General features: G+C 71.3%; 24 protein-coding genes. 9 read left to right on the top strand and 15 right to left on the bottom strand.

Annotation, left to right across the window (positions count from 1 at the left end):
- Positions 1-70: 70 nt before the first annotated feature.
- The 12 genes from hemL to HUS56_RS06610 form a co-directional block, all read right to left on the bottom strand.
- A complete protein-coding gene (gene hemL / locus HUS56_RS06665) occupies positions 71-1,402 on the bottom strand; it encodes a glutamate-1-semialdehyde 2,1-aminomutase (protein WP_173922621.1) in 1,332 nt (443 codons plus the stop codon).
- On the bottom strand, positions 1,399-2,337 hold the full coding sequence (gene hemB / locus HUS56_RS06660) for a porphobilinogen synthase (protein WP_254431352.1): 939 nt from the start codon (positions 2,335-2,337) through the stop codon (positions 1,399-1,401). The genes hemL and hemB overlap by 4 nt, the downstream gene beginning before the upstream one ends.
- A gap of 141 nt (positions 2,338-2,478) precedes the next feature.
- A complete protein-coding gene (locus HUS56_RS06655; RefSeq protein WP_254431324.1) occupies positions 2,479-3,294 on the bottom strand; it encodes a uroporphyrinogen-III synthase in 816 nt (271 codons plus the stop codon).
- Entirely contained in the window at positions 3,291-4,241 is a 951-nt protein-coding gene (gene hemC, locus HUS56_RS06650) for a hydroxymethylbilane synthase (protein ID WP_256368796.1), read from the bottom strand. The genes HUS56_RS06655 and hemC overlap by 4 nt, the downstream gene beginning before the upstream one ends.
- The gene (locus HUS56_RS06645) at positions 4,241-5,524 is read right to left on the bottom strand and encodes a ferrochelatase (RefSeq protein ID WP_173922618.1); all 1,284 of its coding nucleotides are present in this window, start codon (positions 5,522-5,524) and stop codon (positions 4,241-4,243) included. Before HUS56_RS06645 ends, hemC begins: the two co-directional genes overlap by 1 nt.
- Entirely contained in the window at positions 5,524-6,261 is a 738-nt protein-coding gene (gene hemQ, locus HUS56_RS06640) for a hydrogen peroxide-dependent heme synthase (protein ID WP_173922617.1), read from the bottom strand. Before hemQ ends, HUS56_RS06645 begins: the two co-directional genes overlap by 1 nt.
- Before the next feature lie 86 nt (positions 6,262-6,347).
- Positions 6,348-7,475: a bifunctional 2-polyprenyl-6-hydroxyphenol methylase/3-demethylubiquinol 3-O-methyltransferase UbiG gene (locus HUS56_RS06635; protein WP_173922616.1), complete on the bottom strand. Its 1,128-nt coding sequence runs from the start codon at positions 7,473-7,475 to the stop codon at positions 6,348-6,350.
- A 68-nt stretch (positions 7,476-7,543) separates the two neighbouring features.
- The gene (locus HUS56_RS06630; protein ID WP_173922615.1) at positions 7,544-7,855 is read right to left on the bottom strand and encodes a DUF3618 domain-containing protein; all 312 of its coding nucleotides are present in this window, start codon (positions 7,853-7,855) and stop codon (positions 7,544-7,546) included.
- Positions 7,842-8,246: a phage holin family protein gene (locus HUS56_RS06625; RefSeq protein ID WP_173922614.1), complete on the bottom strand. Its 405-nt coding sequence runs from the start codon at positions 8,244-8,246 to the stop codon at positions 7,842-7,844. The genes HUS56_RS06630 and HUS56_RS06625 overlap by 14 nt, the downstream gene beginning before the upstream one ends.
- 13 nt (positions 8,247-8,259) lie before the next feature.
- A complete protein-coding gene (locus HUS56_RS06620) occupies positions 8,260-8,757 on the bottom strand; it encodes a hypothetical protein (protein ID WP_173922613.1) in 498 nt (165 codons plus the stop codon).
- A gap of 118 nt (positions 8,758-8,875) precedes the next feature.
- Positions 8,876-10,417, bottom strand: coding sequence for an NAD(P)/FAD-dependent oxidoreductase (locus HUS56_RS06615; protein WP_173922612.1), 1,542 nt, complete (start codon positions 10,415-10,417; stop codon positions 8,876-8,878).
- Positions 10,414-11,634, bottom strand: a complete 1,221-nt coding sequence (locus HUS56_RS06610; RefSeq protein WP_173922611.1) for a uroporphyrinogen decarboxylase — start codon at positions 11,632-11,634, stop codon at positions 10,414-10,416. Before HUS56_RS06610 ends, HUS56_RS06615 begins: the two co-directional genes overlap by 4 nt.
- Before the next feature lie 238 nt (positions 11,635-11,872).
- On the opposite strand from HUS56_RS06610, the gene HUS56_RS06605 reads away from it, so the two are divergent.
- The 5 genes from HUS56_RS06605 (at position 11,873) to HUS56_RS06585 (ending at position 16,359) form a co-directional block, all read left to right on the top strand.
- Positions 11,873-12,595: a hypothetical protein gene (locus HUS56_RS06605; RefSeq protein ID WP_173922610.1), complete on the top strand. Its 723-nt coding sequence runs from the start codon at positions 11,873-11,875 to the stop codon at positions 12,593-12,595.
- Between the two features lie 62 nt (positions 12,596-12,657).
- A complete protein-coding gene (locus HUS56_RS06600) occupies positions 12,658-14,043 on the top strand; it encodes a glutamyl-tRNA reductase (RefSeq protein ID WP_173922609.1) in 1,386 nt (461 codons plus the stop codon).
- Complete coding sequence (locus HUS56_RS06595; protein WP_173922608.1) at positions 14,040-14,714, top strand: GNAT family N-acetyltransferase; 675 nt, start codon at positions 14,040-14,042, stop codon at positions 14,712-14,714. The genes HUS56_RS06600 and HUS56_RS06595 overlap by 4 nt, the downstream gene beginning before the upstream one ends.
- 148 nt (positions 14,715-14,862) lie before the next feature.
- A complete protein-coding gene (locus HUS56_RS06590) occupies positions 14,863-15,201 on the top strand; it encodes a hypothetical protein (RefSeq protein WP_173922607.1) in 339 nt (112 codons plus the stop codon).
- Positions 15,202-15,276: 75 nt separating this feature from the next.
- On the top strand, positions 15,277-16,359 hold the full coding sequence (locus HUS56_RS06585; RefSeq protein WP_256368787.1) for an HNH endonuclease: 1,083 nt from the start codon (positions 15,277-15,279) through the stop codon (positions 16,357-16,359).
- 30 nt (positions 16,360-16,389) lie between these two features.
- Here HUS56_RS06585 and HUS56_RS06580 read toward each other — a convergent pair whose 3' ends face one another.
- On the bottom strand, positions 16,390-17,775 hold the full coding sequence (locus tag HUS56_RS06580; protein ID WP_254431323.1) for a glycine--tRNA ligase: 1,386 nt from the start codon (positions 17,773-17,775) through the stop codon (positions 16,390-16,392).
- A gap of 232 nt (positions 17,776-18,007) precedes the next feature.
- Here HUS56_RS06580 and HUS56_RS06575 point away from each other — a divergent pair, with 232 nt between their 5' ends.
- Together HUS56_RS06575 and HUS56_RS06570 are read left to right on the top strand one after the other, a co-directional pair.
- On the top strand, positions 18,008-19,312 hold the full coding sequence (locus tag HUS56_RS06575) for an esterase family protein (protein ID WP_173922604.1): 1,305 nt from the start codon (positions 18,008-18,010) through the stop codon (positions 19,310-19,312).
- 52 nt (positions 19,313-19,364) lie between these two features.
- The gene (locus HUS56_RS06570; RefSeq protein ID WP_173922603.1) at positions 19,365-21,932 is read left to right on the top strand and encodes a phosphatidylglycerol lysyltransferase domain-containing protein; all 2,568 of its coding nucleotides are present in this window, start codon (positions 19,365-19,367) and stop codon (positions 21,930-21,932) included.
- A gap of 25 nt (positions 21,933-21,957) precedes the next feature.
- On the opposite strand, the gene HUS56_RS06565 is transcribed toward HUS56_RS06570, so the two are convergent.
- Positions 21,958-23,259, bottom strand: coding sequence for an alpha-hydroxy-acid oxidizing protein (locus tag HUS56_RS06565; protein WP_173922602.1), 1,302 nt, complete (start codon positions 23,257-23,259; stop codon positions 21,958-21,960).
- A gap of 96 nt (positions 23,260-23,355) precedes the next feature.
- Here HUS56_RS06565 and HUS56_RS06560 point away from each other — a divergent pair, with 96 nt between their 5' ends.
- Together HUS56_RS06560 and HUS56_RS06555 are read left to right on the top strand one after the other, a co-directional pair.
- Complete coding sequence (locus HUS56_RS06560) at positions 23,356-23,763, top strand: NUDIX domain-containing protein (protein WP_173922601.1); 408 nt, start codon at positions 23,356-23,358, stop codon at positions 23,761-23,763.
- A gap of 18 nt (positions 23,764-23,781) precedes the next feature.
- On the top strand, positions 23,782-25,278 hold the full coding sequence (locus HUS56_RS06555; protein WP_173922600.1) for an alpha/beta fold hydrolase: 1,497 nt from the start codon (positions 23,782-23,784) through the stop codon (positions 25,276-25,278).
- A gap of 157 nt (positions 25,279-25,435) precedes the next feature.
- Here HUS56_RS06555 and HUS56_RS06550 read toward each other — a convergent pair whose 3' ends face one another.
- Positions 25,436-26,344, bottom strand: coding sequence for a serine hydrolase (locus HUS56_RS06550; RefSeq protein WP_173922599.1), 909 nt, complete (start codon positions 26,342-26,344; stop codon positions 25,436-25,438).
- Positions 26,345-26,514 lie beyond the last annotated feature (170 nt).

Genomic DNA, 26,514 nt, shown 5'->3' with positions numbered 1-26,514 from the left:
GGTGGTTGCTGGCGGTGCCGGCGGGCGGGTGCTGAGTCGGGGTCTCGATACGCGCCGGCGCCGCCGGGCGCTACTCGACCACCGTGGCGGATGCCGCAGCCCGCGCCGCGGCCGGCAGCGCGTCGATGATCCGGCCGATCGCCGAGTCGTCGTGGGCGGCGGTGACGAACCACGCCTCGAAGACGCTCGGCGGCAACGACACCCCGGCATCGAGCATCGCGTGGAAGAACGGCGGGTAGCGCCACGACTCCTGCCGCTGCACGCCCGCGTAGTCGCGGACCTCGTCGGATGCCGCATCCGCGCCGAACACGAAGCTGAACAGGTTGCCCGCCCGCTGCACGCGATGCGCGACCCCCTCGGCGGTGAGCGCGTCGGAAACCGCGTCGCTGATGGTCTCGGCGGCGCCGTCGAGCTTCGCGTACACCGCGGCATCCGCTGCCTGCAGGGTCGCGACGCCGGCGGCCACGGCGACCGGGTTCCCCGAGAGCGTGCCCGCCTGGTACACGGGGCCGAGCGGCGCGAGCTGGTCCATGACGTCGGCACGTCCGCCGAGCGCGGCGACCGGCATCCCCCCGCCGATGACCTTGCCGAACGTCATCAGGTCGGGCGTGTAGGCGCCCGCTTCGACCATCGCCTCCAGCCCCCACCAGCCGCCGGCCGAGACGCGGAAGCCGGTGAGCACCTCGTCGCTGATGACCAGTGCGCCGTTGGCATGGGCGAGCTCCACGAGCGCGCGGTTGAACCCGGGTGCCGGCGGCACGACGCCCATGTTCGCCGCAGCGGCCTCGACGATGACCGCGGCGATGCGGTCGCCGTGCTCCTCGAATGCGAGACGCACGGCGTCGAGGTCGTTGTACGGCAGCACGAGCGTGAGCGCCGCGATATCGGCGGGCACCCCGGCCGAGCCCGGCAGGGCGAACGTGGCGAGGCCCGAGCCGGCCTCGGCGAGCAGGCCGTCGGAGTGGCCGTGGTAGTGGCCGGCGAACTTCACGAGCACGTCGCGGCCGGTGAAGCCGCGGGCGAGGCGGATGGCGCTCATGGTCGCCTCGGTGCCGGTCGAGACGAGCCGCAGCTTCTCGACCGGGGCGACGCGCTGCTCGACGAGCTCGGCGAGCTCGGTCTCGGCGGGCGTCGAGGCGCCGAACGAGAGGCCGCGGCTCGCGGCATCCGTCACCGCCTCGATGACGCGCGGGTGGGCGTGGCCCAGGATCGCCGGGCCCCAGCCGGCGACGAGGTCGACGTACTCGCGACCCTCCGCGTCGGTGACGTACGGGCCGCGGGCCGAGACGAGGAACAGCGGCGTGCCGCCCACCGAGCGGAACGCCCGCACCGGCGAGTTGACGCCGCCCGGGATGGCCGCCTGCGCGCGGGCGAACAGCTCGGCGTTCGACGGTGCGCTCATTCGGCGCCCTCCCGGATCCATCGCGCGAGCTCGGTCGCCCAGTACGTCAGCACCGCGTCGGCCCCGGCGCGCTTGATGCCGCGGATCGACTCGATCACCGCGCGACGGCGGTCGATCCAACCGTGCATGGCGGCGGCCTCGATCATGGCGTACTCGCCCGACACCTGGTACGCCCACACGGGCACGTCGCTCGCGGCTGCGACATCCGACAGCACGTCGAGGTACGATCCCGCCGGCTTCACCATGACGATGTCGGCGCCCTCGTCGATGTCGATGATCGCCTCGCGGAGCCCCTCCCGGCGATTGCCGGGGTCGAGCTGGTAGGTGCGCCGATCGCCCTCGAGCGTCGACTCGACCGCGTCGCGGAACGGCCCGTAGAACGCCGAGGCGTACTTCGCGGAGTACGCGAGGATCGCCGTGTGCGTGAGGCCCGACCCGTCGAGCGCGTCGCGCACCGCGGCGACCTGGCCGTCCATCATGCCCGACAGGCCGAGCAGCTGCGACCCGGATGCCGCCTGCACGAGCGCCATCTCCCGGTACCGCTCGAGCGTGGCGTCGTTGTCGACGCGTCCGAGCGGATCGAGGACGCCGCAGTGGCCGTGATCGGTGAACTCGTCGAGGCAGAGGTCGGTCTGCACGACGAGGGCGTCGCCGACCTCGTCGGCGACGACGCGGGTCGCCACGTTGAGGATCCCGTCGGGGTCGGTGGCGGCGGATCCGACGTCGTCGCGCACCTCGGGCACGCCGAACAGCATCACGCCGCCGACGCCTGCGGCCGCGGCATCCGTCACCGCGCCCTTCACGCTCTCGAGGGAGTGCTGCACGACGCCCGGCATCGAGGGGATGGGCACGGCCTCGTCGACGCCCTCGCGCACGAAGATCGGCAGCACGAGGTCGGCGGGGTCGAGGCGGGTCTCGGACACGAGGCGACGCAATGCCGGCGACTCGCGCAGACGACGCGGACGGAGACGGGGAACGGGGGCGGAACTCACCCGATCAAGCCTACGTGCCGGTGGCTGGGCACTCACCCCGACCGTCTCCGCTGCCGCTCATCGCACCGGCAGACCGAGTTGCGGTCAGGCGCGCGCGGTCGCGGCCTCGACGACCGCGTCGATGAGGGACTCGGCCGTGCGCTCCTTCGCCACGACATCGACGCGGAGGCCGAACTTGGCCGCGTCGCGCTTCGTCTGCGGACCGATCGCCGCGACGAGCGTCGTCTCGGGGATGGGTCCGAGCTGCTGCTGCACCTGCTCGGCGACGCTTCCGGATGTCACGAGCACCGCGTTCACCCGGCCGGCGCGAACGTCGTCGCCCACCTTCTGGGCGACCGGAACCCCCACGGTGCGGTACGCGACGACCGCCTCGACGTGGTGACCCACCCGAGCGAGCCCGACGGAGAGCACCTGCTTCGCGATGGCCGACCTGAGGGCGAGCACGCGAAGTCCGCGCTGGCCGCCGGTCGCGGCCTCCCACTCCTCGAGGAGCCCGCGGGCGGAGTTCTCCTCGGATGGCACGATGTCGGCGCGGTACCCCGCTGCGACGAGCGCGGCAGCGGTGGTCTCCCCCACCGCTGCGACCTTCGTCGTCTCGGGGATGACGGCGCCGTACGACGCGAGCACGTCGACCGTCGTGGCGCTGGTCACGGTGACCCAGTCGAACTCGCCTCGGGCCAGCTTCGCCAGCGCGGCCTCGAGCGCCGGCTGGTCGTCGGTCGGGGCGAAGTTGATCAGCGGGGCGATGATCGGGCTCGCGCCGCCGGCACGGAGCGCGGCGGCGACGCCGTCGCCCCAGGGTCCGCCGCGAGGCACCAGCACCCGCCAGCCCGCCAACGGCTTCCCGCCGTGGAAGGGCAGCTTGATGGCGCCGGTCAACGGGGCGTCGGATTCGGTCACACTGACTCCTCAGGTGGTGCAAGTTCAGCGGCGCCATTGCCGAGGAGTTCTGCGACGGCGCGTTCGGCGACGTCGCGAGCCGCGGCCGCCAGGTCGGCGGCAGAGCGGCTGTCGGGGGTAGCTGCGTGCGAGCTGGTGATTCGCTTCGTACCGTCGGCACTGTACACGCTCGCCGTCAGGAACAGAAGTTCGTCATCGATGAAGGCCGTCGCACCGACGGGCGCGGAGCACCCGGCCTCGAGCCCCGCGAGAACGAGGCGTTCGGCGAGCACGGTCGCACGCGTGACACGGTGGTCGATCGAGTCGAGCGCACCCTCGAGCTCGCGGTCTCCGCGCTCGCGTCGCATCTCGATCGCGAGTGCGCCCTGACCCGGAGCGGTCGGCCAGTCGGCGAGTTCGAGCAGGTCGGTGATCGCATCGGTCCGCCCGAGCCGGCCGAGGCCGGCGGCGGCGAGCAGCACCGCGTCGAGCTCGCCCGACGCGACACGGGCGAGTCGCGAGTCGACGTTGCCGCGGATGTCGACGGCCTCGACATCGGGGCGTGCCTCGCGCAGCTGCGCGATGCGGCGAGGCGAGCCGGTGCCGACTCGCGCGCCCTCGGGAAGCGTCTCGAGCGTCAGCCCGTCGCGGGCGCAGAGCGCGTCGCGGGCGTCGGCGCGCTTCGGCACGGCGCCGAGGCGAAGACCCGGATGCTCGGCCGTCGGCAGGTCCTTCAGGGAGTGCACGACGACATCGCACTCGCCGCGCAGCAATGACTCGCGCAGGGCGGCGGCGAACACGCCCGTACCGCCGATCGTCGAGAGCGACGCACGCGAGGTGTCGCCCTGGGTCGTGACGGGAACGAGTTCGATCTCGGCCTTCGCGGCCTTGCCGAGCCGTTCCGAGATCTGCTTCGTCTGGGCCATCGCGAGCGCGCTGCCCCGGGTGCCGACGCGGATGACGTCGATCACGGCGCGATCCCCGCCAGCGCTGGGCGGAACCCGAGACGCACGTTCTCGCAGCATCCGGGTCGGCAGACGTCGTACCAGGGGCCGAGTCGGGTGACGGCGGGGCGGTCGGCGAGGGGCGTGCCGTTCACGCGCTCGAGCACGAGGTCGACGAGCCCCGCGACGTAGGCGGGGTGGGTGCCGGGCGTCGGCACGCGAACGGCGGCGAGCCCCTGCTCCTGCGCGGTCTCGAGCGCCTCGTTGTCGAGGTCCCAGAGCACCTCCATGTGGTCGCTCACGAACCCGAGGGGGACGATCACGATGGCCTTGCGGCCGGCGGCGGGCAGTTCCTCGATCGCGTCGTTGATGTCGGGCTCGAGCCATGGCATCGACGGCGGTCCTGAGCGCGACTGGTACACGAGCTGCCACGGCACGTCGCCGGCGCCCGCCTCGCGCATGACGACCTCGGCGACCGCGAGGTGCTGTGCGGCGTAGGCGCCACCCTCACCGAACCCGCGCTCGGCAGGGCCCGACTTCGCGGCATCCGTCGACGGGATCGAGTGGGTCGCGAAGAGCACCTCGAGATCAGTGGTGCGATCCAGTGCCGGATCTGCCGCCTCGAGCTGGGCGATGCCGTCGCGCACGCCCTCGATGAACGGCTGCACGAATCCCGGGTGGTCGAAGAACTGCCGCACCTTGTCGATCTGGATGGCGTCTGCGCCCTCGCCGAACCCGGTGTCTGCGAGGGCGTCGGCGAAGTCCTCGCGATACTGGCGGCAACTCGAGTAGGAGCTGTAGGCGCTCGTCGCGACGGCGATGAGCCTGGTGAAGCCGCGCTGCCGCGCCTCGGCGAGCGCGTCGTTGAGGTACGGGTCCCAGTTGCGGTTGCCCCAGATCACGGGCAGGTGGATGCCGCGGCTCGCGAGCTCGGCCTCGAGGGCCGCTTTCAGCTGACGGTTGTGCTCGTTGATGGGACTCACCCCGCCGAAGTGGCGATAGTGGTGGGCCACCTCCTCGAGCCGCTCGTCGGGGATACCGCGCCCGCTGGTGACGTTGCGGAGGAACGGGATGACGTCGTCTTGGCCCTCGGGTCCGCCGAAGCCGGCGAGGAGGATCGCGTCGTAGGCGACGGGCTCGGTCACGTGCTCGGGACCGGCCTGCGCGGCGGGTGGCGCGCCCGGCCCGACGGCGCCCGGTGCACAGGGGGCGGATGCCGCGGGCCCCGGCTTGCGTCCTCGATGGGGGGTGCCCGCGGCATCCGTCGCTGCGTGCTCGCCCGTCGACCCGAGGTTGGTCGCAGCCACTACTGCACCACCTCGACGAGCTCGGCGGTCGTGATGCGGCGCCCGGGGTAGAACGGCACCCCCTCGCGCACGTGGCGGCGGGCGTCGGTCGCGCGGAGGTCGCGCATGAGGTCGACCAGGTCGGTGAGGTCGTCGGCCTCGAGCGGCAGCAGCCACTCGTAGTCGCCGAGCGAGAACGATGCGACGGTATTGGCGACGACGCGCGTGAACGCGGCGCCCTTGCGGCCGTGTTCGGCGAGCATGCGGCCGCGCGCCTCGGGCGGCAGGAGGTACCACTCGTAGCTGCGGACGAACGGGTACACCGTGAGCCACCCCTTCGGCTCGACGCCACGGAGGAACCCGGGTACGTGCGCGCGGTTGAACTCGGCGTCGCGGTGCACGCCCATGGCGTTCCATGTCGGCAGCAGCGCGCGGAACAGGCGCGACCGGCGCAGCTGGCGGATGGCCCACTGGAGGCCCTCGGCGGTGGGCCCGTGCAGCCACAGCATCACGTCGGCATCGGCGCGCAGGCCCGACACGTCGTAGATGCCGCGGAGGGTCACGCCCTCGTCCTCGACGGTGGCGATGACGCCGTCGAGCTCGTCGACGAAGCGCGGCACGTCGCGGCCGTCGAGGTCGTCGGGTCGGGCGGGATCCTTGCGGAACACGGCGAACACCGTGTAGCCCTCAGGAGCCTGCTCGGTGTTGGATTCGGTCTGGAGCGCGTCGGCTGCCGCTTCGGCAGCGGGGGAAGACATATCTCCAGTTTCCCCCCTTCGCCGCCGACGACCAAAAACGGGCCCCGTTGCTGAGCTCCTCGAAGGGCGGATCCCGCCGGCATCCGTCACCGGACGAGGCGCGAGAACCGGAACGCCGCGAACCCCTCGATCGGCAGCACCTCGGCTCCCGCGAAGCCCGCCTCGCGCGCGTAACGCTCGAGCGTCGACTGCCGCATCACCGTGCCGGTGCCGACCGAACCCGGCGTCGACAGGCTGTCGGGCAGGCACACGAAGACGCTGTAGCCGTACATCGCTCGCTCCACCTCATCGCCGTCGGGTGCGAACGTGTCGGCCACCGCTTCGTCCATGATGACGACCTCGCCGTCAGGTTTCACGGCCCGCTTGATCGACCCGAGCACGTCGACCGGGAACGGCATGTCGTGCAGGGCCTCGAACACGAAGGCTGCGTCGAAGACTCCCTCCTGCGGCATCCCCTCGCCGGCGACTTGGTGGAATCGCACCCGGTCGCCGACGCCCGCCTCGTCGGCGTGCCGACGCGCTGCGGCGACCGATTCCGCATCGACGTCGAAGCCCTCGACCCGAGCGTTCGGATACGCCTGCGCCAGCGCGATCGACGACCAGCCGTGCCCCATGCCCACGTCGGCGATGCGGGCTCCGTGCCGCGAGAGCGCGTCGTGCACCTCAGGCACCCCTTCGAGTGCCTGGCCCAGCTTCTGCAGGAACCACGGCCGGTTGATGTCGCCCTGCGCGTCACGAGCATCGTCGCCCAGCTGCGCCCAGGAGACGCCGCCGCCGCTCCGGTACGCCTCGAGCAGTGGGCCGAGCTGGGCGCCGACGGCGGCGACGAACCGCCCGAGCGGGGCGACGTACTCGAGAGAGTCGCGGTTCACGAGCGCGTCGGCGTGCTCGGCCGGCAGCGAGAATCGGCGAGCGGGTGCCGCGGCATCCGTGTCTCGGACACCCGTGCCGTCGACGGCCAGAATGCCGTACACGGCCTGCTGCTCGAGCCACTCGCGGGCGTAGCGCTCCTGGGTGCCCGTGCGCTCGGCCAGCGTCGGAGCGTCGAGTGGTCCGGCCTCGGCGAGCGCCCGGTACCAGCCGAGCCGGTCGCCGAGGTAGATGCTCAGGAGTTCGAGCGCCCCGAGTGCCGACGCGAAGACGCGATCGGCGAAGGCGGGCCGGCCTTCGTCACGGGTGGTGGGCTGGTCTTCGATCTGGTCGTCCGACGCCATCGTCGGCTCCCTCCGTCAGGACCGGGTCGTCGCCTATTCTGCTCGCTGCGACCTCGGATTGCGACGGCTCAGCTGCGGTCGGCGACCGATCGAACCACGAGCCAGACGGTCACGCCGACTGCCGCAGCGACGCCCACGGCGAGCGCGATCGCCGTGCCGGGTTCCTCGTCGGCCATTCGGCGCAGGCGGACCTTGGCGCGGTCGACGCGGAGCCCGACCTGCTTCGGGACATTGAGCTTGTCTTCCAGGGCGTTGAGCGTGTTCGCGAACTGGGCGCGCGCCCGCTCGGAGTTGACCTTCGCCTCGAGGCGGGTGAGGTTGCGCTCGCGAGTCTTCGCGTCGCGCTTGTTGAGACGAGCGGGGACGTCAGTTGCGGTCATACTCGCCGGTTCCCTTCACGACGTCGAGGTCTTTGCGGAGGCTCTCGATCGACTCGAGCGGTTCGCTGCCGGCCTTGAAGTTGGCGATCGCGATCAGGACCAGGATGACGATGATCACGACCAGCACGCCCGAGACCGTGAGGGCCGCCGCCCAGCCGGGCATCACGAGGGCGAGCGCGAAGATCGCGGCGACGATCAAGGTGAAGAGCAGGAACACGCCGACGACCGCGGCGCCGGCGAAGAGGCCGGCGCCGATGCCGAAATGCTTGGCCTTGTAGCTCATCTCGGCCTTGACCTGGTCGATCTCGGCGCGGACGAGATCGGACACGCGGTCGGGCAACTCGCCGATCAGGGTGAACAGCGACCGTTCGTCGTTCGACGGCAGGGCCATGGTGCGCCTCCCGTCAGAGGCCGGCCGACGCGGTCTCGTCGCCCGGTGCCGACGCGCCCGTGGTCGGGCTCGGCTTGGCGGGGCGCGATTTCGTCGTGCTCGGCTTGCTCGTGCCGGACTTCGCCGACTTGGAGGCGACCTCGGCCGCATCGTCGACCGCGTCGTCGAGCTTGGCGGTGGCGGCGTCGACGGCCGCGCGCGCGGCATCCGCCGCCTTCGAGATGTTCGACTTCGCAGAGCGCGCGGCGTTGCTGACGTCTTGCTTGGTGGCGCCGCTCGACTTCGTGGCGTTGCCGATGAGGTTCTTGACGCCGTCGAGCACCGTGTCGCCGAGATCGCCGACGCGGGCGGTGGCGAATTCCTTCACGGTGCCGACGCCCTGCTGCACCGACGGCTGGTTCCACACCCGCTCGGCCGCCTTGCGGATCTGTTCGTACCGCTCGCGGCCGGCTCGAGTGCCGAGCACGTACCCGACGCCGAGTCCGACGACGAAGAGGATCTTGCCCTTCATGTGCACCCCGTTTCCCCAGTGATCACCAACGACTCTCCCAGCGTAGACCCCGGAAGGAAGGGCGCAAGGGGGTTGCGAACCGAATATGCCGTTCGGGCCATGCGCGAAGCCGGGCCTGTCACGAGTGCCCGCCGGGTCTCACGGCGAGGTGGCGGATGCGGCGTGCCGCCTCGAGCGCGTGCGGGATCACGGACGCGAGGCCCGTGCCGGCGACCCACGAGCCGGTCGCCTCGATGCCCGGCTCGGCGGCCAACACCTGCTCGAGGTCGCGCACGCGGTCGCGCTGACCGAGCGTCGCCTGCGACAGGGCGTCACGCCAGGACGTGCGTCCGGCGGCGCGCAGCATCGTGCCGTCCAGGGGCACGCCGAGCAGCGCCGACGCGTCGGCGAGGGCCAGCCGGGTGACGGCGCCCTCGTCGAGTCCGGTCAGGGGGCCGGGCTCACCCGCCCGCCCGTACGAGAGCCGCACGACCTGACGCGGCGCCGCGGCATCCGCAAGCCATCGCCACTTCGCCGTCGAGTGCGTGAGCGCCTTCGCGGCGATGCCCGGTGTGCCGGCGGCCACCAGCACGCCGGTCCCGCGCGGTGCTGCGGCGAGCTCGGGTGCGTCGAGCACGAGGGTGACGATGTCGACGGATGCCGCCGGGGGCCAGGCGCCGCCCTGAGGCCCTCGAAGGGTCGCGGCATCGGTCCGCCCCAGGGCGGCCTCGTCGAGCAGCCTGCGCGACGTGTCGGACGGAGCGGCGACGATCACGTACGCGACCTCGTAGCGGAGGATGCCACCGGCGGTGCCGGCTTCGACGCGCCAGCCCTGGGAGCGCTTCTCCGACGAATCGGAACCGGTCGGTGACATCCGCGCCAGGCGCGTCGCCTCCGCCGCGCGCACGACCTCCACGCCGAACCGGTCGAGCTGGACCGCGAGCGCGTCGACGAGCCGGTGCATCCCGCCGCGAAGTCCGAGCACCGCGCTTCCGGCCTTGCGCTCCTCGACGAGCTGACCCACTCCGCCCGAGAGCGAGCCCGTGCGGGTCATCGCCTGGTTGAGCCCGGGCGCGACGACGTCGAGGTCGAGCTCGTTCGGGTCGGTCGAGTACACGCCCGCGGAGATGGGCGTCACGAGCCGGTCGAGCACGGCCTGTCCCATGCGCGAGCTCACGAGGTGCCCGAGGTTGCGGTAGCGCCCGATCTTGAGGATCGGGATGAGGCGGTCGGCGTACGCACGGATGGCGCCGCGCCATCCGATGATGCGACGCACGTCGTCGCCGAGCGGATTGGCCGGGATGCCGAGCATGCCCGTCCGGGGCAGCGGAGCGGCATCCGTCCCTCCGCTCGGGCCCGGCATGACGAGCCATGCGCCCGCGGGGTTCGGCTTCTCGATGTCGCCCTCGAGGCCGAGCGTCGTCAGCATCTCGGCGACGGCACCGCCACGCGTCGCGAACGACTCGGCGCCGCTGTCGAGGGTGAGCCCGTCGAGTTCGATGCGACCGACGCATCCGCCGAGCTGGTCGCTGCGCTCGAGCAGCGAGACACGCAGGCCGACCTTGGCGCACTCGAGCGCCGCGACCATGCCCGCGACGCCGCCGCCGATCACGACCACGTCGGCGGTGCGCTCCTCGGGCTCGAGCTCGCCGTCGAGCGCCGGGATCTCCCGGTCGGTCATGCGGCCGCCTTGTGGACGAGCTCGACGATGCGGGTCAGTACGGTCGGGTCGGTCTCGGGGGGCACGCCGTGGCCGAGGTTGAAGACGTGTGCCGGGGCGGCCTTCCCGCGAGTGAGCACATCGCGCACGGCGGCCTCGAGCACCGGCCACGGCGCGGCGAGCAGCGCGGGATCGAGGTTGCCCTGCAGCGGCACGCCGGCGCCGACTCGCTGCGCCGCTACGTCGAGCGGGATGCGGTAGTCGACGCCGACCGCGTCGACGCCGATCGCGCTCATCGCGCCGAGCAGCTCGCCCGTGCCGACGCCGAAGTGCACGACGGGGACGGGTCTCGATACGCGTCCGCCTTCGGCGGGCGCTACTCGACCACCGGAGGATCCGCCTTCGGCGGGCGCTCCTCGACCACCGGAGGAACCGCCTTCGGCGGGCGCTCCTCGACCACCGGAGGATCCGGGGGTCTCGTACTCGAGGTCGTGCACGAAGCCGAGCGCCTTCGCCGACGCGGGCGCCACGTGCGCCTCGTAGTCGGCGAGCGAAAGGGCGCCTGCCCACGAGTCGAAGAGCTGGGCCGCGGAAGCCCCGGCCACGACCTGTGCGCGAAGGAAGCGTCCGGTGAGCTCGGCCGTCCAGTCCATGAGCGCGCGCCACGCTCCGGGGTCGGCGTGCATGAGCGTGCGTGCCGCGAGATGGTCCTTCGACGGACCGCCCTCGGTGAGGTACGCGGCGAGCGTGAACGGCGCCCCGGCGAAGCCGATGAGCGGGGTCTCGCCGAGCTCCACGACGGTGCGCTCCACCGCCTCGGTGATGGGGCCGGATGCCGCATCGAGGCGTGCCGGGTCGATGCTCGTCAGCTCGGCGACAGCCGCGGCATCCGCGTACCCCTTGTCGAAGACCGGTCCGCGTCCGGGCTGGATCTCGACGTCGACGCCGACGAGCTTCAACGGCACGACGATGTCGCTGAAGAAGATCCCCGCGTCGACACCGTGACGGCGCACCGGCTGCAATGTGATCTCGCTCGCCATCGCGGGCTCGAGGCACGCGTCGAGCATGCGGGTGCCGACGCGCAGCTCGCGGTATTCGGGGAGCGACCGGCCGGCCTGCCGCATGAACCACACGGGCGTGGTGTCGGCACGCTCGCCCCGATAGGCGCGCACGAGTCGTGACTCGGACGTGCGACCGGCGGAAAGGGGATGCTGCGAGGAGAGGATCACGCGTGCCATTGTCGCGCACCGGTCTGAGGGGTCGCGCACGGACGACACGCCGATGGGCAGGACCCCTTCCATCGTCCGCGTGATCGGCGCTACTGTCGGAGGCGTTGTGCGCCCCCGAGCATGACGACGTGCCCGCCCCGGCACGCCTCCGCACCCCCACGGAGAAGACGACGAGGTCCCCGATCGTGTCGAACGTCCTGTCCACCCCGATTTCCGGCGCCCCGGTTCCGCCACGGCGAGCCGCGTCATGAACCCCGCACCCCAGTACCGTGCCAGCCTCACGGCGCTGGTCGCCCTCACGGCGGTCGCGGTGATCGCCGGCCTGGTGACCGGCTCCGCGGTGCTCGAGCGCATCGTGCCGCGCCTTCCCCCCGTCCCCACCGCGCACGTCGCCCCCGGGTTCGCGGGCGGCGCGCCGGTCGCGCCCGTGGGCTGGAGCGGCGTGCGTCTCGCCCGGGCGACGCGCACGCGTTCCCGCCGTACCGCACTCGAGGCGGCCGTGCGAGGAGAGCTCAGCAGCGGCATCCGGAGCCGGCTTCTCGAGCGGCGGCTCAACGACCTCGTGCGTGAAGACGCGAGCACCGTACGCCTCGGCTCGCGCTTCTCGGTGGTCGTCGACGAGCTCGGCATCGCATTCTGGAACGGAGGCCGCCGGCCGAGGCGAGCAGCGCAGTTCCCGTGGCGCGAAGTGCGGAACATCCGTGCCGACTCCATGGTGGTCGGGAGTTCCGTCGTGCAGGTCGTCGTGCTGCGGGTGCGGCACCACGGCGCGAGCATCGAACTGCCGATCATCCTGGCGGCCGGCCGGGTCGGTCGGTACGCGCTCGCGGATGCACCGTTCTACGCCGTCGTGCGCAGCTGGAAGGCGAAGCACCGCGCGGCGCTCGCGGCCGAAGGGCTCGAACTGCCGCCGCTGACGGCGCCGATCCCGATCATCACGCCGGCGCAGGCCGCCGCGGCTCGGCGCTGACGGATGCCGCGACCGCACCGGTGCTGACCGGAGCCGTGTTCGACGGCGGGTAGAATCCCTTCGTGCTCATCTGCCTCACCGCGAGTCACAAGAACGCCGGGTTCGACATGCTCGAGCGGCTTTCGGCGAGCGCGGTACACGCAGCACCCCGCATGCTCGACGGCCACGACGCACTTCGCGGCGCGGTCGTCGTCTCGACCTGCAACCGCTTCGAGGCCTACCTCGACCTTGACACAGCCGAGGGCGAGTCGCCCGTCGCCGCGGTGCACGAAGCGATCCACGCGGTGGGTGCCGTGGCCGGGCTCGAGGCCGATGAGCTCCGCTCCACGTTCGGGTTCGTCCACGGCAACGCCGTCGCCGGCCACCTCTTCTCGGTGGCGTCGGGTCTTGAGTCGGTCGTCGTGGGCGAGGGCGAGATCGCGGGCCAGGTGCGCCGCTCGCTCGAGCAGGCGCGTGCCGAGGGCACGACGACGCCCGACCTCGAGCGGCTGTTCCAGCGCGCCTCGCAGACCTCGCGACGCGTGAAGAACGAGACCGGCATCGGCGGCGAAGGGCGCTCCCTCGTACGGCTCGCCCTCGACCTCGCCGAGAGCCGCGTCACCGACTGGGCCGCCACGCGCGTGCTGCTCGTCGGCCCCGGGCGGTTCGCGGGCGCCTCGCTCGCAGCTCTCCGCGACCGCGGCGTGATCGATGTGCGCGTGCACTCGCCGTCGGGCCGCGGCAGCCGCTTCGCGCGGAACCACGGCATCGCCGCCATCACTCGCGGTGAGTTCGCCGCCGCGGCCGCAGACGCTGACGTCATCATCACCTGCACCACGGCCGACCACCACGTGGTCGACCGCACGCTGCTCGCCGTCGGGCGCGAGGAGCTCGCGGCATCCCTCGCCGGATCGGTGGTGAGCCTGCCCGGCGCAGGGCATGACGCCACGGCACCCGCACGCGACATCCGGCAGCTCGTCATCGACCTGGGACTCCCCCGGAACGTCGCGCCCGACGTGGTCGAGCTGCCCGGCGTCGAGCTGCTCGACCTCGAGACCATCAAGATCCACGCGCCGCTCGAGGAGTTCGGGGCGACCGATGCCGCTCGCGAGATCGTGCGCCACGACGCCCGCGCGTTCGGCGACACCATCGACGAGCGCGACATCGCTCCCGCGGTGGTCGCCCTGCGCCGCCACGTCTTCGACATCCTCGACTCCGAGATCGCCCGCGCTCGTTCGCGGGGCGACGACGACGGACGCACCGAGGCGGCGCTTCGGCACATGGCCGGCGTGCTGCTGCACACGCCCATGGTGCGCTCGCGCGAGCTGGCCCGCTCGGGCGAGCAGCAGGCGTGGGTCGACGGGCTCGAGGCGCTGTTCGGCGTGGTGCCCGACGCGACGGCGGGGTCGCAGAGCGCCGCGCAGGCGACGGATGCCGCGGGGCGGGCCGCGGCGGCCGACGCGTCATGACCGGCGCGGCGGCGCCGGCCTCCGGTCGCGATGCCGTCGTGGCATCCGACGGGCCGCCCGCGCTGCGGTTCCCCTACGACGCGTCGGCGCTGACCGATGCCCCGTTGCGCACGGAGCGGCTCGTGCTGCGCCCGCTCGAGGCATCCGACGCCCCTGATGTCTTCGAGTACCAGCGACTGGCCGAGGGGATCCGGTACCTGCCGTGGCCCGAGCGCGACCGTGTCGAAGCGTACGAGCACACGGCGAAGCGCGCCGCCGGGCGGCTGCTCGCGGGCGACGGGGATTTCGTCGTGTTTGCGGCGATCCTGCTCGGCGAACCGTCGATCGATGATGCCGCGCGCGATCGCGTCATCGGCGACTTCATGGTGCGCGTCTCGAGCGTGCAGCACGCGCAGCTCGAGCTCGGCTGGGTGCTGCATCCCGACTTCCAGGGGCGGGGGCCCGCACGCGAGGCAGCCGGCGCTGTGATGGACTTCGCGTTCGAGACGCTGCGTCCGCCCCGCCTGCAGGCGTTCCTCGACGCGCGGAACGCGGCATCCGCTGCGCTGTGCGAACGCCTCGGGATGCGTCGCGAGGCGACGATCCTCGAGGAGGAGTACCACGACGGCGAGTGGACCGACACGGCCGTCTACGGGGTGCTGCGGCGGGAGTGGGCGGCGGCGCGCTGCTGAGGTCGGTCGAGCGGCGCCGCGACCGACGCGTGGGCTGTGCGCGCCCCGGTCGCTGGGCCGGTCGAAGGACCGCCCACCAGGTGTGCGACTTATCCACAGACTCTCGAATCTTTGTTCGAATGTCGACGCGTTGCGGGAGAATGGAGTCATGCCCGAACCATTGCCCGATTTCGCGGGAATCACCCGCGCGATACCGGCATCCGGGCTGACGCCCGCCGCGTTTCGTGCCGCCGATGATGCTGCACTGGTGGCGGCGCTTGAGGGAATCTCGACGTTGCGGCACGAGCTGGAACGGCTCCAGGCGTTGGCCGCCGCCGAGGTCGCCCGCCGGTCCCGGGTGCCGTTCGGGCAGCAAGGCTTGGCGCGTCGTGACGGGCACGCCTCGGCGACGCAGATGCTGCAGAAGATCACCCGCGCCACCCGACGTGACACCGCCGCGCTGGTCGCGGTCGGTGAGATGGTCGTCGAAGCCGAGGCGGCCGCCTAGTTCGACCGGCTCCGCGCCGGTGACCCCGCAGCCGCCACGATCCTGCCCGAGATCGCCCCGCCCTGGTACGGGGCGTTGTCCGCGGCGGTGGTCGCTGGTGAGGTGACAGTGGCGGTCGCCGACGCCATCCGGTCTGGCCTCGGCGACCCGGGTGGTGACGCCGATGAGCAGCTGCTCGCCGCCGCCCTCGACGAACTGATGCCCGTGTGTCGAGAGGTCGACGCCGACGCTGCGCGCAGACTGGCCCGGCAGGCTCGGGACCGAGTCGACGCTGCCGGCGTGGAGGCCCGGGCCCAAGCACAGCACCAGCGACGGTTCTGGCGAGTCTGGGTGAAACCCGACGGTATGGTACGGGGTGAATTCGAGCTCGATCCCGAGACCGGGATGTACGTGAAAGCAGTGTTCGACCAGCTCACCCATCCACGACTTGTGGAACCGAAGGTGCGGCGCGGGTTCGGTGACCCGGTCACGGGCGACACCGCCTACGCCGACGCGAAGGTGATGCGCGAACGCAACGCGGCGGACGGGCTCGTGCAGGTGTTGCACGCCGGCGTCACCGTCGACCCGGGCCGGCTGCTGAACTCCACCAAGCCCGCGGTACGGGTCGTCGTCAACGAGCGAACCCTCGCGACGGGCCGTGGGTCGGGCATGCTCGAGGGTCATCCCGACCGGATCCCGGTCGGGAACGTGCACACCGGGCTGTGCGCGGGGTACCTGCCGATCCGGTTCGACCGTGAGGGCAACGTGCTCGACCTGGGCCGGGAGGAGCGGCTGTTCACCGCGGCGCAGAAGGCCGTGCTCGCGGTCCGTGACGGTGGATGCCTCGACCCTGACTGCGATCGCCCACCCTCGTGGTGTGAGGCGCACCACATCGATCACTGGAAACGCGACCAGGGACGGACTGATATCGCCGAGGGCATCCTGCTCTGCCGACGAGATCATCTCCGGTATCACAACGAAGGCTGGGAGATCCGCCGCGACGGCGGTGCCTACTGGCTGATCCCGCCACCGGGCGTCGACCCCGAACAGACCCCACGACTGATGCGACCGAAGACCCCGGCAGACCTCATCAACCCCATCGACCCGGCACGACTGCCCACGCCACCAAGCCTGCGCGACCCGGTGATACGGGCAGAACGCGACGAACGTGCCGCGTAGCAAGCCGTTGGGCGCCTGGGTGGAGCCGCGCTACGCGCCGACGAGGCGCGCGGCCATGTACGCCTCGAGCTCGTCGAGCGGCACTCGATCCTGGGCCATGGTGTCGCGGTCGCGTACGGTCACGGCGTCGTCGTCGAGTGAGTCGAAGTCGACCGTGATGCAGTACGGCGTGCCGATCTCATCTTGGCGCCGGTAGCGACGCCCGATCGCGCCCGCGTCGTCGAAGTCGACGTTCCAGTGCTTCCGGAGCGAAGCCGCGACGTCTCGGGCCAGCGGCGACAGCTTCTCATTGCGCGAGAGCGGGAGCACGGCTGCCTTCACCGGCGCGAGGCGATGATCCAGCCGAAGCACCGTGCGCGAATCCATTCCGCCCTTCGCGTTCGGCACCTCCTCGACGTCATACGCGTCGACGAGGAACGCCATCAGCGACCGGGTCAGGCCGGCCGCGGGCTCGATGACATACGGCGTCCACCGCTCGTTCTTCGACTGGTCGAAGTACGAGAGGTCCTTGCCGGAGTGCTCCGAGTGCGTCGAGAGGTCGAAGTCGGTACGATTCGCGACGCCCTCGAGTTCGCCCCACTCGCCGCCCTGGAAGCCGAAGCGGTACTCGATGTCGATCGTGCGCTTGGAGTAGTGCGACAACTTGTCTTTCGGATGCTCGAAGCGACGCAGGTTCTCGGGGTCGATGCCCAGGTCGACGTACCAGTTCCACCGGTACTCGAGCCAGTAGTCGAACCACTCGTCGTCGGTGCCCGGTTCGACGAAGTACTCGAGCTCCATCTGCTCGAACTCGCGCGTACGGAAGATGAAGTTGCCGGGCGTGATCTCGTTGCGGAACGACTTGCCGATCTGGCCGATGCCGAACGGCGGCTTCATGCGCGCCGCCTGCAGCACGTTGGCGAAGTTCGTGAAGATGCCCTGCGCGGTCTCGGGTCGCAGGTAGTGCAGCCCCGCTTCGTCTTCCACGGGGCCCAGGTACGTGCGCAGCATCATGTTGAAGTCGCGGGGCGGCGTCCACTGGCCGCGAGTGCCGCAGTTCGGACAGACGATGTCGCCCATGCCGTTCTCGGGCGCGCGGCCCTTCTTCTCCTCGTAGTGCTCGAGGAGGTGGTCCTCGCGGAACCGCTTGTGGCAGTGCAGGCACTCGACGAGCGGGTCGGTGAAGACCCCCACGTGACCGGATGCCACCCACACCTGCTTCGGCAGGATGACGCTCGAATCCAGGCCCACGACATCGTCGCGGCTCGTGACCATCGACCGCCACCACTGCCGCTTGATGTTCTCCTTGAGCTCGACGCCGAGGGGTCCGTAGTCCCATGCCGATCGGGATCCGCCGTAGATCTCACCCGCCTGGAAGACGAATCCCCGGTGCTGGGCGAGAGCGATGACGGCGTCGAGACGGCTGGGTGCGGCCACGGTGGCTCCAATGGTCCTGGATCGGGCGATCGCCCGCGAAACAAACGACGCCACCATCCTATGCGGCGGCGCAACCGGCGATCGGCGGAGCCGACCGGCCGCCGGACGACCCTCGGCGGCCTTGGCCGCGGAATCCTGCACCCACCCCGCGGCCCTCCGTTCTGGGTACGGACCGTGGCCTCCGGGCCTCGATACGCTGTGCGCAGCAGACCGGAGGCCGAGGGGGGCGACGGTGTGGGACTTCCTGCTCGACGTCGAGGTGATCGACGGGCCCTTCCTCACCACGCTCTACGTCCTGTCGGCGGCGGTGTTCATCTACCTGCTCGGTCGGGGCAGCGGCACGTCCTGGGTGCTCACGGTCGTCGTCCTGCTCATCGTGGGCGCCATGGTCGGAGCCGGTGCGCTCTGGTTCGCCGTGAACCCGCTCGACTCGTTCGGCGGACCGGTGATCGATGCGGCATGGTCGTGGGTGGCCGCGGCATCCGCGGGCATCACCCTCGCGATCTGGAACCTCTGGCATTCCCGCTGGTGGCGCAAGCTCATCGCCTCGCTCGCGATCCCGCTCTTCGCGATGACCGCGGTGTTCGGCATCAACGCCGCGTACGGCCTGAACCCCACCTTCGGCTCGATGCTGCACATCTCCAGGGCGGCCACGATCGACATCGATCCACCGGATGCCCCGCCGCCGGCCGATCCGGCCGAACCCCTGTACCTCACCTGGACCCCGCCACCCGACATGCCCGCCGCGGGTGCGAGCGGCATCGTGGAGGGCGGCGTGCCCAGCACGTCGTCGGGGTTTCCGGCGCGGCCCGCGCAGGTCTACCTGCCGCCCGCCGCGCTCGTGGAGGAACCGCCGCGGCTGCCGCTCGTGATCATGATGATGGGCCAACCCGGCGACCCCGATGTCCGCTTCATCGCGGAGGTGCTCGACGGATATGCCGCCGAGCACGACGGTCTCGCTCCGATCGCGCTCGTGATCGACCAACTGGGCGACCCGTCGATCGATCCGCTCTGCCTCGACACCGAGCGCGGCAACGCCGAGACCTACGTCATGCAGGACGTCGTGCCGTGGGCGAGGGCGAACCTCGCGGTACTGCAGGGCCCGGCCTTCACCACGGTCGCGGGCTACTCGAACGGAGGCGGCTGCGCCACCTATTTCGGAGCGAAGCACCCGCAGGTCTTCGGCAACATCCTCGCCGTCTCACCGGTCGAGTTCGCCGGCGCCGAGCACAACGACGACGTGCTCGCGAGCGTCTTCGACGGCAACCAGGCCGCCTACGACGCCGTGAAACCCGTGAACATCATGGCGGCGAACGCGCCGTACCCCGACACGACGGCGATCTTCACCGTGGGTGCCGACGATCCGGGATTCGCGCCGGGCGCGGAACGACTCGCGGATGCCGCCGTGGAGGCCGGCATGACCACCACCTTCATCCTCGTGCCCGACGCCGACCACGGCGTCTCGGGCCTGAACGGCGGCCTCGAGGCGGGCTTCGGAGTGCTGTACCCGCGCCTCGGACTCGCGCCGCCGACGTGAGCGAGCCGGAGGATCCAGCGATGAACACATTCCCGACCTCGGAGGAACCAGCATGAGCGGCACCGAATCGAACGTCGCACCGCAGGATGCCGATGTCGAGCCGAAGGGGCGGCTGCGGTCGACCGGCGAGACGTTCGCGACATTCATCCGTCGCGTACCCGTCAGCATCGCCCTCACGGTCGTCCTGATCGGCACGTCGCTCGTCACCGGGACGTTCTTCGGCACCGCCTCGGAGGCGACGCTGCAGGCCTGGTCGGCCGGCGTGACGACCACGATCGAGTCCGGCCGGTGGTGGACGGTGGGTTCGGCGCTCGTCATCCCGTTCGACCCGTTCCAGCTCGTGTTCGGCGCGCTCGGCGCGCTGGTGCTGCTCGGCGTGGCCGAGCGTCGAATGGGCTCATGGCGGGCGATCGTCGCCTTCCTCGTCACAGGGCTCCTCGGCGTCGCGCTCGGCACGTGGCTGCAGTGGCTGGGGTCGCTCGCCGGGGAGTGGTGGGCCGTGGGGACCTCCGTCGACCTGACGCTCGATCCGCTTGCCGGCGTCGTCGGGGCCCTGATCGCCTCGACGGCCTTCATGGGGGTGCTCTGGCGGCGCCGCGTGCGCATCGTGACGTTCGCGTTCATCCTCGTGTTCGTGCTGTACGACGGCGACTCATCGAACGTGTACCGCCTCATCGCTGCGATCGCCGGCTACTTCCTCGGAGCGCTCCTCGCGCGCGACGCGTCGACGCTCACGGCACGACGCAGCTCCCATGGCGAGACGCGCACGCTCGTCGCCGCCATCGTGGCGGTGACCGCGACCGGGCCCATCGTCGCCCTCGTGAATCGCACCGAGCTGACGCCGTTCAGCTACGGCTCGTACCTCTTCGACGACGATCCCGTCGACATCGACACGGTGATCACGCAGTGCAACGCCGCGGCGAGCGTGGTGGCAGCCGAGTGCACGCGGCAACTCGCGCTCCTCAGCGCCCAGGGGTTCGGCATGTTCCTCCTGTCGTTCGTGCCGGTCGTGCTGCTCTTCGTCGCGGCATGGGGACTTCGCAACGGTCGTCGATTCGCCCGCTGGCTCGCGATCGCCGTGAACGTGGCCATCCTGGTCTTCGCTCGCACGAACGTCGAGGTGACGATCACCACCGCCGACGTGGAGGACGGCACGTGGACCGTGTTCGACATCGGCGAGCTCATCGTCTGGGTGCTCGCCATCATCGCGCTTCCGGTCGGCATCATCGTGCTGCTCACGGTGACGCGACGCCACTTCCAGATCAGGGCACCGCGACGCGCGTTCACGCGTTTCCTCGTGACGGTCGTCGTGACGTTCCTCACCCTGGCGGTGCTCTACTACGCCGTCGGCCTCGCGACCATCGGCGAGTACTGGCCTGGCGCCGCACCCTCCGACCTGCTCATCGACACGCTCAAGCGGTTCGTGCCACCGCACTTCCTGGCGGTCGTCGACCCCATCGTCCTTCCCGGGCACGACGTCGCGAGCGTCCTGTACCAGGCGGTCGGCCCGGTGTTCTGGACGGTCTTCGTCGTCGCGGCCGTGATGCTCATGCGCCACACCACCTCGGAGATGGGCTTCGCCGACCGGTTGCGCGCTCGCGAGCTCCTCCGTCGCCACGGTGGCGGCACGCTCGGCTTCATGACGACCTGGCCCGGAAACGTCTACTGGTTCGGCCCCGACGGCGAGTCCGTGGTCGCGTACCGGGTCGTCAACGGCATCGCGATCACGATGTCGGACCCGATCTGCCGACGAGAGGAGACGGGTCGAGTCATCCGGGGATTCGCATCCTTCTGCGATTCGAACAGCTGGGTGCCCGTCTTCTACAGCGTGCACGCGCACTGCCTCCCGGTGTTCGAGGAGATGGGATGGCCGCACATGTCGGTCGGCGAGGAGACCATCGTGCGCACGACGGGCCTCGAGTTCACGGGCAAACCGTGGCAGAAGGTGCGCCAGGCGCTGAACCGCGGCATCAAGGAGGGCATGACCACCGTGTGGGCGAGCTGGGACGAACTCCCGCTCGCGACGGCGGCCGAGATCAACGCCATCTCGGAGGAGTGGGTCGCCGAGAAGGAGCTGCCCGAGATGGGCTTCACCCTGGGTGGGATGGACGAGCTGAAGGATCCCGACGTGCGCCTCATGCTCGCCGTCGATCCCGACGGGCGCCTCCAGGCGGTCACGAGCTGGCTCCCGGTGCACCGCGACGGCGACGTGGTCGGTTGGACCATCGACTTCATGCGCCGAACCGACGGCAGCATGAACGGGATCATGGAGTTCCTCATCGCGTCGGCCGCTTTGCACATGAAGGAGACGGGCGCCGAGGTGCTCAGCCTGTCAGGCGCTCCCCTCGCGACCAAGCCGCTCGCCCCCGGCGAGGAGCCACCCGAGCCGACCGCGATGACCCGCCTCCTCGACTTCCTCGCGAAGACGCTCGAGCCGGCGTACGGGTTCTCGTCGCTGTTCCGGTTCAAGGCGAAGTTCAACCCCGAGTACGAGACGCTGTCGATGGCCTATCCCGATCCGCTCGCGTTGCCGACGATCGGGGTCGCGGTGGGCCGGGCGTACCTGCCCGAAGTGTCCACCAAGGAGGCCGTCGCGCTCGTGCGGACGCTGACGAAATAGGTGGCGGATGCCGCGTGGCCGCGGGTCAGGCAGCCCGCAGCGAGTCGCGCCCGATCTGCGACACCGCCGTGTGCCCGGCGAGCGCCATGGTGACGTCGAACTCGGCGATGTGGTTCCGCACGACCTCGCGCACGCCGGCCGACCCGGCGACGGCGAGGCCGTAGGCGTAGGGGCGCCCGATGCCGACGGCCGTCGCGCCGAGTGCGAGCGCGATGAACGCGTCGGCGCCGCCGCGCACGCCGCTGTCCAGCACGACCGGCACCCGACCGCCGACCCGCTCGACGATGTCGGGCAGCACGTCGAGCGAGGCGACCGCGTTGTCGACCTGGCGGCCTCCGTGATTCGACACCACGATGCCGTCGACGCCGGCGTCGATGGCTCGGCTCGCATCATCGGGATGCAGGATCCCCTTCAGCACGACCGGCAGCCCCGTCCACTCCCGAAGCCGCGCGAGGTCGTCCCACGTGAGCGCCGGATTCGAGAACACGTCGAGGAATGTCTCGATGGCGGCCCGCGGCAGGGGTGATCGCAGCGCGTCGCGTACGCCGCCTTCGACCAGGCGGGTGCCGGCGCCCGAGCGGGCGATCCGGAACGCCGAGCGGAGCAGCGTCGGGGTCACCTTCGGCCGAGCACCGCCGGCGCCTCCCCGGGCGACACGTTCGCGCACGAGGTCGGCGAACACCGGGTCGCTCGTGTACTGCGCGATGCCCTGCCCACGGGTGAACGGGAGGAATGCGGCGTCGAGGTCGCGTGCGCGCCAGCCGAGCAGGTGGGTGTCGAGCGTGACGACGACGGCTTCGCACCCCACCGCCTCGGCACGGCTGACGAACGACGCGTTCAGCTCGTCGGATCCGCTCCAGTAGAGCTGGAACCACCTGGCCCGGTCGCCCATCGCCGCCGCGACCTCCTCCATCGGCCGCGACGCCTGGTTCGAGAGCACGTACGGCACGTCGAGCGCCGATGCCGCGCGGCCCACGGCGAGATCCGCCTCGGCGTGCGCGAGCTCGGCGACGCCGATGGCCGAGAGCAGGAACGGCGTCGCCCGACGCCGCCCGAACAGCTCGATCGAGAGGTCGCGGGTGCCGACGTCGCGCAGCACCCGCGGGATGATGCGCCACCGGGCGAACGCGGCCCGGTTCGCGGCCATGGTCGCCTCGCTGCCGGCACCGCCGGCGAGGTACGCGAACGCGTCGGCCGAGAGCGCCCGGCGCGCGGCACGCTCGAGCAGTTCGACGTCCACGGGCACCGCGGGCTTCGTGCCGCCCACCCCGGCCCGGAACACCTCGGACTGCACGGCACGCACGTACCCGCGATTCTCGTCGGCCATCGGCTCGCTCCTTCGCGATCGGACTGCGAGCCAGCGTACCGGCGCCCGGCCCAGCAGCGAGTGGTTGGGGGCGTGCCGCGGCCTAGGGTGAGACGGATGCCGCATCTGCCAGACCTGCATGTCGCCGCGATCGCCCTCGTGCGGGACCGCCGTGTGCTCATGGTGACCGCGCGCGACCGCGAGGTCTACTACATGCCGGGCGGCAAGATCGACGACGGCGAGACAGCCGCGGAAGCCGCCGCCCGCGAGGCGCTCGAGGAGGTCGCACTCGACCTTCGACCGGAGTCGCTCGAGGAGCTGTTCGAGGTCGTGGTCCAGGCGCACGGCGAACCCGATGGCCGGCTCGTGCGCATGCGGGTATTCCGGGCCGAGACGGATGCCCCGCCCGTCGCGTCGGCGGAGGTCGGCGAGTTGCACTGGGTGACCACGGCCGACCTGAGCCGGTGTCCGCCGGCGGGTGCCGAGGTGCTGCAACGGCTCGCGGCATCCGGGGTCATCGACTGAGGCGCCTAGAATTCCGGCATGGCCACGACCCGCGAGTTCCGCCGCGGCGAGCACGCGGTCGTCGTGCGCCGGTCGGGCATCGCGGACGGGCCCGACTACGTGCTCGTGCACGGGCTCGGCATGGCGCACGGATACTGGGACCCGGTGGCCGAGCTCCTCGAGCCGACCGGCACGGTCTACGCGCTGGACATGCCGGGATTCGGCGATGCGCCCGAGCCGCGCCGGCCGTTGACCATGGCCGAGTCCGCCGACCTGATCGCCGACCTGCTCGCGACCGAGGGCATCGCGCGGGCCGTGCTCGTGGGCCATTCCACCGGCGCGCAGGTCGTCGCGGAGGCAGCCGCACGCCATCCCGAGCTCGTCGATCGCGTCGTGCTCATCGGCGCGACCGTGAACCCGCGCGAGCGGACCCTCGTGAAGCAGGCGGCGCGATTCCTGCAGGACCTCCTGGTGGTCGATCCGAGGGTCGTCGTCACGGGGCTCGCGCTGTACCTCAAGGCCGGGCCCAGGTGGTTCATCGCCAACCTGCGGCCGATGCTCGACCACCGCATAGAGCAGGCGCTTCCGCAGATCACCGCCGACACACTGGTCATCCGTGGCGAGACCGACGCCGTGGTGCCGCGCTACTGGGGCGAGGAGATGGCGGCGCTGGCTCCGAAGGGGCGGTACGCCGAGGTGCCCGGCCGTGGTCACGACACCATGGTGGTCAGTGGGCGCCGGGTCGGCGAGATGATCGCCCAGGACGCACGCGGCGAGCCGGTCGGACGGGCCGTCACGCAGCCGTCGCAACCGCTGAAGGCCGAGCGGATGAACCGGCTCGACGCCGTGGGATGGATGGCACGCGACTACGCCTACGCCGGCCTCAGGCAACTCGCCGTGCTCCTCGACGGCCGACGCTCGCCGGCGCGCTGGACGGTCGGCGACCCGGCCAAGCCCCAGGTCGTGCTGCTTCCCGGGGTCTACGAGCACTGGTCGTTCCTGCGCCCGCTCGGGGACGCGTTGAACGCCGAGGGATACCGCGTGACCGTCGTGCACGGCCTGCGAGCGAACCGCGCGGCCATCGCCGAGACGGCCGACCACGTGGCGGAGGCGCTCGCTCGCGTGCGCGTGCCGTCTGCCGGACGGGTCATCGTCGGGCACTCGAAGGGCGGGCTCATCGGCAAGCGCCTGCTGCTCGACGACCGGGCGGCTTCGCTCGGCATCCGCGGACTCGTCGCGATCTGCACGCCGTTCGCCGGAGCCCGGCGAGCGAGGCTCTTCCGCGACCCGAGCATTCGCGCGCTGCTGCCGACCGACGAGACCATCGTGATGCTCGGCAGCGCGGCATCCGTGAACTCGCAGATCGTCTCGGTGTTCGGCACGTTCGATCCGCACGTGCCCGACGGCAGCGCACTCGACGGAGCGACGAACGTGCGCGTGCCGGTCGCCGGGCACTTCCGCATCCTGGGCGCCCGCGAGACGGCCCTCGCGGTGCGCGATGGCCTGGCGTTGCTCACCTCGGACGCCGCGGGTTGACGAGCAGCCGCGCGCGTCTCGCCTCTGCGGGTTGAGGAGCGCCGCAGGCGCGTCTCGCCTCTGCGGGTTGAGGAGCGCCGCAGGCGCGTCTCGAAACCGACACCGGGCACATGGGTTTCGAGACGTCGCTGCGCGACTCCTCAACCCGCGGAACCGACTAGTGAACGTACTCGAGCAGATCGAGGCCGACCTGGCGCATGCCGTCGAGCACGGCGAGGCGTGACGTGAGCATGGTGTCGGCGAAGTACATCGACACGGCGTAGGCCACGCTCGCGCGGGGACCGCGCAGCACTCCCACCTCGCTGCGCACGCCGCCGTCGGTGCCGGTCTTGTTCATGAGCAGCACGCCGTGATCGGGCATGCGGTGGGCGAGCGGGTCGAGCCCGAACGCGCTCGCCACCATCGAGAGGTCGGAGTTGAGCGACAGCCAGCCGACGACGCGCTGCGACACCTCGGGGCTCACGATCTCGCCGCGCGCGAGCGAGGCGAAGAGCCAGGTGAGCTCCTTGGCCGAGCCGATCGACAGCTGCGGCGCGTCGTCGGGGCCACGGTGATCGCGAACGAGGTCGAGCAGTGCCGTGCGGGTGAGGCCGAGCGCCTCGGTGCGAGCGCGCACCGCTTCGAGCCCGACGTAGCGGATGAGCACGTTCGTGGCGAGGTTGTCACTCGTCGCCCCGATCAGTGACGCGAGGTCGGCGATCGGCAGGGAGGGTGACTGCAGGTGCTGCCAGATGCCGGAGTCGCCCACGGCGTCGCGCGGGGCCCGGTCGAGCACCGTGAACGACTCGGAGTTCGCGCCCACCAGGCGCGACGCGACCTCGACGAGCAGGAGCACCTTGCCGATCGATGCCGTGGGCATCACCACGTGGTCGTCGACGGAGAAGAGCACCTTTCCGGTCGCAAGGTCGGTCGCGCGAGCGGACACCTGCACGCCGTCGAGTGCGAGCTCGCCGAGTGCGTTGAACCCGCGTGCGAAGTTCTCGCTCGCCTCCTCGGTGCGGTGACGCCCTCGTCGGATGCTCGCATGCTTCGCTCGCCGCTCGGAACCCTGCGACGACGTCACCACGGTGGCTGCACGCTCTTCCTCTGGGGCTCGGCGCTCCCCCACCGCGGGTCGCGGCGCGCTCGAGAAGGACGGATCGGACTAAGCCAGTGTAAGACCCCTCGGGCATGCGGCTCACCCGACTCGGGCACGGCGAGGGGGGTTACCCCCCGAGGGATCGGGCGGCTGCCCGG

This window comes from Agromyces sp. Marseille-P2726 (assembly GCF_902809835.1).
GTDB lineage: Bacteria > Actinomycetota > Actinomycetes > Actinomycetales > Microbacteriaceae > Agromyces.
This window is presented reverse-complemented; position numbering and strand designations above follow the sequence as displayed.